Here is an 11,600-nt window from a genome sequence, read left to right as displayed (position 1 = left end):
ACTGCGTAACGGCAGAAAAGAAAAATACCCTCTTGACTACCGTTGCAACAAAGTCTAAATAAAATAGGAATTCCCACTTTAATAGTGACAGACATAGATGCTACAGAAGCTGTTGAAGAAGAAGGAAAAGCAAAGTATAAGGCTGTAATTACGACCCAAGGGAAAGGATATAAGACAGGCAATCCGTCGATACGGAATTGGTTGCCAGATAAGGAACTGATTGATGACCTTATTACACTTGATGGGAATAGTAAGACTGTAGATAATGTCAGAATCGCCTTTCAGACTCCAATCAAAATAAATTGGACTAAAGAAAAGGACGAATACACAGAGATATGTCCTTATACGTTTGAAGACGCTTTGATCTTTTCCAACTTAGAACTGTTCAGGCAAGATGGACTAAAGAAGATGGGTACTATTACTATGATCGCCAACTTGTTACAGAAAAATCATTCTGCTGAGGATTTACAGAAATCAATTTTTGAGAAACTGGAAAGTAAAGGAGGCTTCCAAAAAGCAGATTTTGCAAACTCTCTCTTGTATAAGGAGGATTTCTGTGAAATGAATGCTCCAGCCTATATTCAAGAAGGTTTGGAATGGTTGAAAAAATGTTTGGATTCAAATGAATAGATTATGCCAAATAATAATATTGATTCACAGGTTGACGAGACTCTAGAGAAATGTATTCTAGCAACACCTCGCAAGAGTTTTTTTCTCTTTGCTGGTGCTGGTTCTGGAAAGACATATTCTTTGGTACTTCTATTAAAGAAAATACGCGACAGTATTGGTGCAAATTTGTTGTTGCAAGGTAAGAACGTGGCTGTAATTACGTTTACGAATGTAGCTACAGATGAGATTATCAATTGTTTAGATTATAGCCCAGTTTTTCATATATCTACTATTCATAGCTTTGTCTGGGATGTTATCAAATATTACCAAGCCGACATAAAGCAGCTTTATTGCCAATATATTCGAGAAGAGATACGGATAATAAATGAAAAGTTGGATGCTGCTAAGAATAAGACGACCAAAACATATCGTACTAATTTTGATAAAATGAAGTACCAGAATGAACGGTTGAAAAAAGTAGAGACAATAGAAAAATTTGTGTATAATCCCAATGGAAATAATCCTGAATATAATGCGCTTAATCATGCAGAGGTAATTAAGATTTCTGCTCAAATGATTGAGAACAATTTGATGCTCCAGCAAATCATAGCACAGCGATACCCAATTCTTTTGATAGATGAAAGTCAGGATACAAAAAAGGAACTTGTGGATGCTTTCTTAAAAATCCAAGAGAATTTTGGGGATGTGTTTACGCTCGGACTTCTTGGCGATCAAAAACAGCGAATCTACACTGATGGGAAGGAGAATATGGTTAGCATTATCCCTCAAGGATGGGAACAGCCTGTTAAACAGATGAACTATCGCTGCGCCAAACGAATTGTTGCATTGGCTAATACGATTGCCAAGGATATAGATATTCATGGAGAACAGGTCTCACGTGAAGATGCTATTGAGGGATTTGCTCGGTTGTTTGTTGTTCGACAACGCGGTGAAGTAAACAAAGATGAGATTGAAAGAACAGTTATGAAGGCGATGTATGACCTCACTAACGATGCAAAATGGTTAGAGGTAAATGCCGAGGTTAAAATTTTGACACTGGAGCACAAGATGGCCGCAAGGCGATTGGGATTTGATGGTTTTTTTGAGCCGTTATCCAATGTGACCAAGTACAAGATGACTCTTTTGCAAGGTACTGTGCCTGAATTAGAGTTTCTCACAAAAGAGGTTTTGCCTATAGCAGATTCGATGAAAGAGGATGGGGGGATTGCTCTTGAGATATTAAAGTCATACTCCCCATTGCTGAGCAAACAAAGTTCCGAAAAACCATACGAACTCTACTTGCGTTGCAGAGAAGAAGCAGGAACTCTCTCCAATAAAGTCCATAACAATTGTTCTATCCGTGAGGTTGTTAAAGCTGTGTGGGATTCTCAACTATTGACAGTTCCTGAAATTATAAGACAAGCCTGTGAGCTTACATCAGCAGACAGCACGGATGAGCAGGAGGAAGATTTACAGGCATGGATTAAAGTGATGGATATGCCAATCAATGTGGTCAGAAACTATGATGATTATGTGAACCAGCGTACACGCTTTGATACGCATCAAGGTGTGAAAGGTTTGGAGTTTGATAGGGTTATGGTAATTATTGACGACTCTGAAGCAAAAGGCTTTATGTTTAGTTATGATAAGTTATTTGGTGTAAAAGAGCCAACGGCCACAGATATTAAGCATAGCGAAGCTGGAGAAGAGTCGTCAATTGATAGGACACAAAGGCTGTTTTATGTAACTTGTACACGTGCAAAAGAATCTCTTGCGGTTGTAATGTATACAAGCGACCCTGATAAAGTTAAAAATCAAGCAATGAACAAAGGTTGGTTCACGGAACAGGAGATAGAGTTGCTTTAGTGAAAGTCATGCTGGGGGCGACTCGATATCCGTCTTTTAGACATTGCAGTGTTTTATTTGAATTTCGTACCGAGATTTGCCATTGCAACAAGTATAGTACTCCCACTTAATTGAACTGTTTTTTCTTTAAGTTAAGATAGTTTTTTCTCATTTTTCAAGCCGCGTTGGCATAATAGCAATTAGCAGGAGTTTTGTATGATAAGGATTGGTGTGGACGCTCTTGGTTATAAAACCGAAAATATCTGTTCAATCCTTTCCACAGAGATACACCATCTTCGTAAACATTCAAATAGATGTGCTCATATTTTACGCTGCGCCAGAGACGTTCTATGAAAACATTGTCCAGAGCGCGCTCTTTGCCGTCCATTGAAATCTTTATTTCGTTGTCGGTTAGCACTTTGATGAATGCATCGCTCGTAAATTGGCAGCCTTGGTCGGTGTTGAAAATTTCAGGCTTACCATGTTTGCTTATTGCTTCTTTCAAAACTTCTGCACACCATTCTGCACTCATTGAGTTGGAAAGCGACCAATGAAGCACGTAGCGACTGTGCAAGTCTATTACCGCCATCAGATACATAAAACCCGTTTTCATCGGGATGAAGGTGATGTCGGTTGCCCAAACTTGATTGCATCGCTCTATCTTCAGGTTTCGAAGCAAGTAAGGATACTTTTTGTGTGCTTTGTTTCCTATTGTTGTTTTGGGTTCCCTGTAGATGGTTTTCCAATCGAGTATTTGCATCAATCGGCGCACGCGTTTGTGGCTGACTTTATAGCCCAAGCCGACGAGTAGCGCCGTGAGCCGTAAAACTCCATAAAAGGGTGTCTTGAAATACTGCTCGTCGAGTAAACGAAGAATTGCCAAGTTTTCTTCGCTTTCGCCTTTGGGGACGTAGTAAAAACTGCTGCTGGCAATGGAAACCAAGTTTAGCTGCCTGCTAACAGACAGTGTCTCGTGATTGGTATCGACCATCTTTTTTCTTTCGTCAGCACTTCTCATTGCAACTTTTTTTTAGAAAGTCGTTCTCAACTTTCAATTGACCGATTTGCGAATAAAGCTTTTCAATATCAATCGGTTTTTCTTTTGGCGGCTGTTTGTCGGAACTGAATACTTGACCGAAATTTTGAAGTGCCTGAGCTTTCCATGCCGAAATCTGCGTTGGCAACAGTTCATACTTCTTGGCTAAACTTTCTAATGTTTCGCGCTCTTTTAAAGATTCTAAAACGACTTTCGCTTTGAACTCTTTGCTGAATTTTCTTCTTGTTGTGGACATAAGTTTTTTTGTTAAAGATAATGTTTTTTCTTTCATCGTCATATCTTAACTTGTTGTCCAGTTTTTGGGGAGTATTATAGTCGGTTGGATTTTCCCAAACGACACCCTTTGAAATTATTTTGCGGATAAATGAACTTTTTCGTAACTTGCGGCGTATTTAAATTGTTATATAGACACAAAGGCAAAAAGAAACGAACATTACAAACATTTAATTTATTTGCAAAGAAGATGAAAAGAGTGAATCTATGGATTATGATGCTGCTTAGCGCAGCGATATTGCTTTCCGGTTGCGGGGCAAGCAACACGACGAAAGGAACGGCCATCGGTGTAGGCGGTGGTGCGGCAGTCGGTGCGGGAGTCGGTAAGATTGCCGGAAATACGGCGTTGGGCGCCGTGATCGGTGCGGCGGTAGGAGGTGCGGCAGGCGCCATCATCGGCAAAAAGATGGACAAGCAGAAGAAGGAGCTGGAGGAAGTTCTTCCCGAAGAAACGAAAGTGGAAGTGGTTGAGGAAGAAGGACAAGCTCCCGCTTTGAAGGTGACATTCGACTCAGGCATCCTGTTTGCCACGAACTCAAGCACTGTTAGCGAAGCTTCGAAGTCCGCACTACGTAACTTAGCCACTAATCTGGAGAGAAATCTTGATACTAACCTCCGCATCGTAGGTCATACGGATAACACGGGAAAGGTGGACTATAATCAGACGCTTTCCGAACGGCGTGCAAAAAGCGTATACGAATATCTGGTAGAGCAGGGAGTCAGCACGAAACGAATGGTGTACGAAGGCAAAGGTATTCATCAGCCGGTGGCCGATAATACGACTGTCGGAGGACGTGCACAGAACCGCCGCGTTGAAATCATGATCAGTGCGAATGAGAAAATGGTAAAGGAAGCAAAGCGAGAAGCCGGAGAATAATTCTTTGAAAGGATAACGAAACAGAAAGAGGCGACCTCCCGCAACCGATCAAACGGTTAAGAGGTTGCCTCTGTTGTGTTATTCTGTAGAGGTGTCTCCATCACGTTTCTGAACGAGAAGGCCGAAATGATACGGTGGCAACAGCTTCTCGGCAACTGTATCGAAGCCGGCCTGTTCGGCATACTGCCTGCATTGGTGAGGTGTCGGACGAATATCGAGTTGCGGGCCTCGTGGCGTTTCGATGTCGCTTCGCCAATGAATGATGCCGACCAAGCCGCAGGGGCGTAATATGCGGCGAGCTTCTTTCAACAGATCTAAGGGGCGGATATGATGCATCACATTAAACATCATCACATAATTGATACTCTCGTCAGGCAACCCGGTTCCTTCGGCAATAAAATCGCGGCAATGCAAGACAATGTTATCCAGCCTTAACTGTTCTATCCGTGCTTTCAAGTGCGCCATCATTGCAGGTTCCATGTCGAAAGCATGTACGATTCCGCCGGTCAAATTCGCTGCGGACAGCGTAAACGTCCCGTAGCCACTCCCCAGATCAACAACCGTCCGAACGGAACCTGTAACCCCCATCTCTTTCAGTATCCGTTCCGGGTCAAAGAAGGAAGCCCACATCTTCTCGTCGGGCATCCCGCTGTCACGTATTTTCATCTTTATCTTTTACAATTCAGAAGACAAAGATAAAGGAATTCTTTCGTTTGTAAACCATTATTCTTGCTAAACGAAAAGCCTGAAAAATTCTATTTACATGGGAAATCATCAAAACAAGAAATGTTTTACTAATTTTACGTCGAATTTACGTTAATCCATTTAAATAAACAGAGTATATGAAGAAGTATATTGTGAGTATTATGTTAGCGGGGTGTTGGTTCGTATCGGCGGCGGTTGCAGGCCAGGAAGCCTCGAAGATGGACCGGTTTGTCGATGAACTGATGAACCGAATGACGCTGCAGGAGAAGATCGGTCAGTTGAATCTGCCTGTCTCGGGAAATATCGTCACGGGTGAAGCTAAGAGCAGCGATATTGCGGCGAAGATTGCGCGGGGCGAGGTCGGTGGGCTCTTCAATCTGAAAGGCGTTGCGAATATCCGTGCCCTGCAGGAGATAGCCGTAGAAAAAAGCCGTTTAAAGATACCGCTCCTCTTTGGGATGGACGTGATTCACGGCTATGAAACCGTTTTCCCGATCCCTCTTGCGTTAGCATGCAGCTGGGACATGGACGCCGTGAAACAGTCGGCGCGTATCGCGGCCGTGGAGGCCTCGGCCGACGGCATCTGCTGGACGTTCAGCCCGATGGTCGATATCTGTCGTGACGGTCGTTGGGGACGGATGGCCGAAGGAGCCGGCGAAGACCCGTATCTGGGCGCACAGATCGCCCGGGCAATGGTCGAAGGGTATCAGGGGCATGATTTATCTGCCGGAAACACCCTCATGGCATGCGTGAAGCACTTCGCTCTTTACGGAGCCTCGGAAGCCGGACGCGATTATAATACGGTCGACATGAGCCGGCGCACCATGTTCAACGATTACTTCCCGCCGTATAAGGCAGCCATCGACGCCGGAGCTGGATCGGTGATGACTTCGTTCAACGTCGTCGACGGTATCCCCGCAACAGGCAACAAGTGGCTGCTGACCGATGTGCTGCGCGACATGTGGGGCTTCAAAGGCTTTGTCGTGACGGATTATACGGCCATAGCGGAGATGACCGAGCACGGCATGGGCGATCTGAAACAAGCCTCCGCACTCGCACTTCGTGCCGGCACAGACATGGATATGGTCTCCGACGGATTTGTCGGTACGCTCGAAGCATCGCTCAACGAAGGGAAAGTGACACTCGAAGCAATCGATCATGCCTGCCGGCGGATATTGGAGGCCAAGTACAGACTGGGACTGTTCGACGATCCTTACCGTTATCTGGATGCCCGTCGGGCCGAAAAGGAAATCTTTACCTCCGCGCATCGGGCCGAAGCCTGTCGCATAGCAGCGCAAACGTTTGTACTGCTCAAAAACGACGGCGGAATATTACCGCTTCGACGCAGCGGACGTATCGCGCTGGTAGGCCCGATGGCCGACAGTCGCTTCGATATGCCCGGAACGTGGAGCGTCGCCGCCCGCCCCGAAGGATACAAGTCACTCTACGAGGCAATGAAAGATGCCGCAGGCACGAAGGCGGAGGTCGTATACGCCAAAGGGTCGAACCTGATGCACGATGCCGGACTGGAGAAAAATGCGAAAGCCTTCGGAGGCCCGGAAAGAGATGGGCGTCCGGCGGAAGAAATTCTGCATGAGGCGCTCGAAGCAGCTGCCGGCGCCGATGTGATCGTGGCCGCCGTAGGCGAATCGTCGGGGATGAGCGGCGAATGCAGCAGCCGCAGCGACCTCACCTTGCCCGACGCCCAGCGCGATCTGCTGGCCGCCTTAGAAAAGACCGGGAAACCGATCGTACTTGTGTATTTCTCGGGTCGCAGCACGGTGATGACGTGGGAGAACGAACATATCCCGGCCATTCTTAACGTATGGTTCGGAGGAAGCGAAGCAGGCGACGCCATCTGCGACGTGCTGTTCGGCGACCGGGTGCCGGGCGGACGGTTAGTCACCTCCATGCCTAAAAGCACCGGACAGCTCCCCCTCTACTACAATCATTTGAACACCGGACGTCCCGAACGCCAATGGTTCTCCAAATTCCGCAGTAATTTCCTCGATGTAGACAACGATCCGCTTTTCCCGTTCGGCTACGGACTCTCGTACACGACTTTCTCATACGGTGAAGTGCGTCTCGACCGTCATACGCTGCACGAAGGCGGCAAAATCACGGCTGAGGTCGATGTAACGAACACGGGGACATACGACGCCGACGAGGTAGTACAACTCTATATCCGCGATGTGGCAGGCAGTGTCTCGCGGCCGGTCAAAGAACTGAAAGGATTCCGGCGAATCAGTCTGAAACGCGGCGAAACGAAGACCGTATCGTTCGATGTCACAACAGACGATCTCCGCTTTTATAACGCCGACCTCGACTATGTGTGCGAACCGGGCGAGTTTGAACTGATGATCGGACGCAACAGCGCCGACGTCCAAACGGTTCGGTTTAGTCTTGAATAAAACAGAGAACTTTTTAGCAATCTGTGTAACGGATTTCATGAGTTTGAGACATCCATTTGTCATACGATACATTCCCGTCATCATGCTGCTCCTCCTTTTTTCATGCGGAGACGCATATCATGACCAACAACTGCTGCATGAGGCGGGAATGTTATCGGACTCGTTGCCCGCAGATGCCTTGAGAAAGCTGCAAGCCGTCAGCAACAGCAGAAATTTCACGAGACCCGATCAGGCGAAATACGGGTTGCTGCTTACCCGTACCATGCTGATGACAGGCAACCGGCCTCCTTCCGACTCGCTCGTCAGTCTTGCGATCGCCCATTATCGAGAGGCCAACGACTCTATCGCACTGTTCGATGCCCTGTATACCAAAGCGATGTTTTTCTTCTCTACCTCAGCGTATGACTCGGCGCTGCATTACTTTGCCGCTGCCGAGAACGTCATTCCTCCGGAAGTGAGCCACAACAAACGCATCCGCGTTCAACGTATGTCCGGTTATGCGAACTTATATCTTGGTCGTACAAAAGCAGCTGTAAAGAATTACCGGACGGTACTCGGCCTTCTTGACGGAGAAACGAATGCCAAGGCAAAAGTTTATGTATTATTGGATCTGGCACAGGCTTATAAATACGATCATGCAATTGAAGAAGCCCTTAATCTGTGTCGGGAAGCGTTGGCTCTGGCCGGGAAAAACCATGCTCCCGATCAGCAAAGCCTCGTTCTCAGCAGGCTAAGCGATCTGTGTGCCGGCTGGAACGATTTTAAAGAAGCCCTGCAATACAAGAAGCAGGAACATGCCTTGCGGGTGAATCGCGAAGAGATTCCGACACGCAACCTGTCACAAGCCATGCTGTTTGACAAGCAAAACCAGCCCGACTCGGCCCGATACTATCTCGAACTGGCCCTTCAGGGAAAGGATCATGTCGTGGCCGATATCGCCTATGGCTTTTTGTGCGACTGGTATGAAAAGCAGGGACTGCATGACAAAGCCTTCGGTTCCCTGCGGAAGAAACAGGAAACTACGCGTCATCTGGAATCGAACATCCGTATGACAGCCCTTGAGCGCCGGTATGAAAGCGAACGGCTGAAGAATGAGAACAACCGGCTCAAAATAGAACAGAAAGAAAAAGATATTCTACTGTTAGTCGTCCTTCTGATTGTATTTTCGGTTTCCGTTAGCTTGTTTTTCGTTTTCTGGCGACAGAAGAAAAACCGGCAAGCGCTTCGCCTGCAAACCAAAACCAGAGAGTTAGAACATCAAAACGTGTTGCTTAAACAGCAACAGGAAATCAGTGCGCTACGAGAAAAAGAAGCACTGCTGCGAGAATCGCTGTTCCGACGCATCCACTTCTTCCACCGCATACCGTCGTTACATATCGATGAAGAAAACGCAGGCGAACAACACGAAACACTACCCGATACCGGTAGTAACAAAATTAGGATGAAAGAAACCGATTGGGCCGAGCTTACGCGAAGTGTCAACGAAGTCTATCCCGGATTTATCGAGCAGCTTAAAACGCAATACCCGTCGTTAACCGACGACGATCTTTATTTCTGCTGTTTCGTGAAGATGAGGGTCAATCTGCAAGATTTGTCCGACATTTATTGCATAACAAAATCAGCTGTCACCAAACGAAAATATCGCCTGAAAACCGACAAGTTCAAAATCACCGAAAAACATATCGATCTCGATACATTCCTGCAAGATCAGTAAAGGTCACAACATAATTGTCCGCCTTATTTCAGACGCCATATTTTATAAACAACAACTATTCAACAAAATAGTATCAAATAAGCATCACGTATTGTCCGCCTGAAAATTTCGCCGCACCGCCTGTTCAAGCTATTTTTGTCGTACCGATTGAAACTATAACATTAAAAACAATGAAAGTATGGACAAGAAACATTTTCTTATGACTTTTCTGCTATGTGGCGGAATGATGTTACCGGGATGCAAAAACGAAAAAGCAACCGGATTGAATGACATGGATGTGGTCGCTGAAAAAGTGAAAGTAGGCGATTCCGAAGTGATTTCGTGCGATCTGACGAAGCTCAAAGATACGGTCGATCTGCCGCTGAGCCTCTTTGCGGAAGAGTTACAGCTGGTCAAGCTTGATAACCGTGACGAAGCGTTGGTAGGCGGTGGAGCAACATTCGTGAGCGAACGTTATATTTTGGTGCGTAACAACCGTAACAATCCGTTCAAACTGTTCGACAAAAGCGGCAAGTTTATCACCGCGATCGGAGCATTCGGACAGGGGCCGAACGAGTATCAGAATGTGTATGACGAATGGCTGGACGAGCAGAGCGGGCAGATATTCCTCCTCCCGTGGCAAAGCGACAAGGTATTACGTTTTAACTTGCAGGGTGAACCGCTCGACCCTATCCCGTTGAGATACCGTGTGCCGAAAGGCAAAATCTTTGTTGATGCCGGCGCGTCTAAAATCTCGGTTTTCATGTTGCCCTTCGCCGGCGCTCCTGCCGTGGCATGGACGCAGGATTTTGCCGGCAACATGATCGACAGTATTCCTGCCGGTCATTTGGCCGTACAGCCCGATTACAGCAACGAAGTGCTGTCAGACCGAAATGCCGGAGCTTACGATTGTTCGTTATTTACATTTTTTGAGCAACGTCCGGACACTGTGTATTATTACAACACGGCCGCGAATCGCCTCGACCCGAAGTTTACGCTCGACTTCAAAGGGAGACCCTGGAAGATTCACAGCTATGGGGAACTTCTCAATCATTTTATCGGAGATATCACCATTGAGAAGAAACTGACCGAAACGACATCGACGACCGAGTATCCTGCCAAATTTATCGTCGATAAGCATACGCTGAAAGGCGCATTCTACAAAATACACAACGACTATTTAGGCGATATACATCTGGAATGGCCTGTATTTTATAACGGATATTATGTGTGGAATGTGGATCCGGGCGATTTAATCGACAAGCTGGATGCGCAGCTTAAAAACAACACATCGTTAAGTGAAAAAGAACGTAAACGTTTACAGGAACTTCGCAACAATATTCGTGAGAACGATAACAACTATATCTTTTATGCGAAACTAAAGAAGTAGCCTCCTACCTCCTCACATTTGAAAGATGGATTGAAGAGAATTTCTTCAAAAAAAACAGACCAGTCTATCTATCGAAAAAGGGGCTGTCCAAAAAGTAAGATAGCCCCTTTAGCTATTGTTTATCATTGCTTTTTGATAAAATTTCTTCCTTGCGATTGATGTAAGAAAAACGACTTTAAAACGCTGCTTTGTTGAATTGCTCAGTCTTTAAGTGATTGTTTATGATTAGCTTATGCAATAATAATGGGTGAAAATCGGTTTGGCTATCAATGCTGTCCGATAAAAGAGACAGTCTTTCTTTCGAAAATAACTTTTATCGGACAGCAATGTTACATTATGAACGCTCCCGGTAGGACGCATCAAGGTTGCGTTTAGTGTTTGCAGGAAACAAGAGGTAATGGGTGTTTGATGCCTTGCTTCTTCTTTAGCCCGTTCGTAGGCATTCTTCAAATCCTCATTCATTAAATGATACACGAATGGTTTGCCACTAGTCACCACACTTTCATCAAACAGCAACTGAGCTTCTACTCCTGTTAGTGTAGAGCCCTCAATGGCGGTAGAGTGGATAATAAGGGAATAGAGGTAGTAATTTTCATAGTCCACCGCTTCACTGATACCAAGTTTCGTGAACTTTTAGTGCATTGCTTCTATCTCTTGCCATATGCCTTGTTCCATTAATTGTTATTTAGTCGCTCCTTAATATTTGCTTAACATATTGTGATTCAATAAAAATAACATCA

At 45.7% G+C, this 11,600-nt stretch carries 9 protein-coding genes and 1 pseudogene; 6 read left to right on the top strand and 4 right to left on the bottom strand.

Annotated features, from left to right (window positions below; all coding sequences use genetic code 11):
• The first annotated feature begins 84 nt into the window (after positions 1-84).
• The gene (locus ACTTKA_RS11335) at positions 85-630 is read left to right on the top strand and encodes a hypothetical protein (protein ID WP_442725111.1); all 546 of its coding nucleotides are present in this window, start codon (positions 85-87) and stop codon (positions 628-630) included.
• Between the two features lie 3 nt (positions 631-633).
• On the top strand, positions 634-2,475 hold the full coding sequence (locus ACTTKA_RS11330) for a UvrD-helicase domain-containing protein (protein WP_442725110.1): 1,842 nt from the start codon (positions 634-636) through the stop codon (positions 2,473-2,475).
• 154 nt (positions 2,476-2,629) lie between these two features.
• Here the strand turns inward: ACTTKA_RS11330 and ACTTKA_RS11325 are convergent, their stop codons facing one another.
• Both ACTTKA_RS11325 and ACTTKA_RS11320 read right to left on the bottom strand, forming a co-directional pair.
• A complete protein-coding gene (locus ACTTKA_RS11325) occupies positions 2,630-3,472 on the bottom strand; it encodes an IS3 family transposase (RefSeq protein ID WP_442725109.1) in 843 nt (280 codons plus the stop codon).
• A complete protein-coding gene (locus tag ACTTKA_RS11320; RefSeq protein WP_442714827.1) occupies positions 3,459-3,788 on the bottom strand; it encodes a transposase in 330 nt (109 codons plus the stop codon). Before ACTTKA_RS11320 ends, ACTTKA_RS11325 begins: the two co-directional genes overlap by 14 nt.
• Positions 3,789-3,974: 186 nt before the next feature.
• Between ACTTKA_RS11320 and ACTTKA_RS11315 the strand changes: the two genes are divergently transcribed.
• Positions 3,975-4,661, top strand: coding sequence for an OmpA family protein (locus ACTTKA_RS11315; RefSeq protein WP_442714828.1), 687 nt, complete (start codon positions 3,975-3,977; stop codon positions 4,659-4,661).
• Positions 4,662-4,739: 78 nt separating this feature from the next.
• Here the strand turns inward: ACTTKA_RS11315 and ACTTKA_RS11310 are convergent, their stop codons facing one another.
• Positions 4,740-5,327, bottom strand: coding sequence for a class I SAM-dependent methyltransferase (locus ACTTKA_RS11310; RefSeq protein WP_442714829.1), 588 nt, complete (start codon positions 5,325-5,327; stop codon positions 4,740-4,742).
• 176 nt (positions 5,328-5,503) lie between these two features.
• Here ACTTKA_RS11310 and bglX point away from each other — a divergent pair, with 176 nt between their 5' ends.
• From bglX to ACTTKA_RS11295, 3 genes are all read left to right on the top strand, one after another.
• Entirely contained in the window at positions 5,504-7,777 is a 2,274-nt protein-coding gene (gene bglX / locus ACTTKA_RS11305; protein ID WP_442725108.1) for a beta-glucosidase BglX, read from the top strand.
• A 37-nt stretch (positions 7,778-7,814) separates the two neighbouring features.
• Positions 7,815-9,491, top strand: a complete 1,677-nt coding sequence (locus ACTTKA_RS11300; RefSeq protein ID WP_442725107.1) for a tetratricopeptide repeat protein — start codon at positions 7,815-7,817, stop codon at positions 9,489-9,491.
• 178 nt (positions 9,492-9,669) lie between these two features.
• The gene (locus ACTTKA_RS11295) at positions 9,670-10,860 is read left to right on the top strand and encodes a 6-bladed beta-propeller (protein WP_442725106.1); all 1,191 of its coding nucleotides are present in this window, start codon (positions 9,670-9,672) and stop codon (positions 10,858-10,860) included.
• A 300-nt stretch (positions 10,861-11,160) separates the two neighbouring features.
• Here the strand turns inward: ACTTKA_RS11295 and ACTTKA_RS11290 are convergent.
• A pseudogene (locus ACTTKA_RS11290) lies at positions 11,161-11,475 on the bottom strand (Fic family protein); the annotation flags it as partial.
• Between the last annotated feature and the right edge of the window lie 125 nt (positions 11,476-11,600).

Origin of the sequence: Tannerella sp., from assembly GCF_052170195.1 — a bacterium.
GTDB lineage: Bacteria > Bacteroidota > Bacteroidia > Bacteroidales > Tannerellaceae > Tannerella.
The sequence above is the reverse complement of the archived record's forward strand: the minus strand, read 5'-3'. Positions and strand labels throughout refer to the sequence as shown.

Excerpts from the sequence above, each read along its gene's own strand:
- ACTTKA_RS11330 (WP_442725110.1), top strand. The coding sequence starts at position 634 with ATGCCAAATAATAATATTGATTCACAGGTTGACGAGACTCTAGAGAAA.
- ACTTKA_RS11325 (WP_442725109.1), bottom strand. The coding sequence starts at position 3,472 with ATGAGAAGTGCTGACGAAAGAAAAAAGATGGTCGATACCAATCACGAG.
- ACTTKA_RS11320 (WP_442714827.1), bottom strand. The coding sequence starts at position 3,788 with ATGACGATGAAAGAAAAAACATTATCTTTAACAAAAAAACTTATGTCC.
- ACTTKA_RS11315 (WP_442714828.1), top strand. The coding sequence starts at position 3,975 with ATGAAAAGAGTGAATCTATGGATTATGATGCTGCTTAGCGCAGCGATA.
- ACTTKA_RS11310 (WP_442714829.1), bottom strand. The coding sequence starts at position 5,327 with ATGAAAATACGTGACAGCGGGATGCCCGACGAGAAGATGTGGGCTTCC.
- bglX (WP_442725108.1), top strand. The coding sequence starts at position 5,504 with ATGAAGAAGTATATTGTGAGTATTATGTTAGCGGGGTGTTGGTTCGTA.
- ACTTKA_RS11300 (WP_442725107.1), top strand. The coding sequence starts at position 7,815 with ATGAGTTTGAGACATCCATTTGTCATACGATACATTCCCGTCATCATG.
- ACTTKA_RS11295 (WP_442725106.1), top strand. The coding sequence starts at position 9,670 with ATGGACAAGAAACATTTTCTTATGACTTTTCTGCTATGTGGCGGAATG.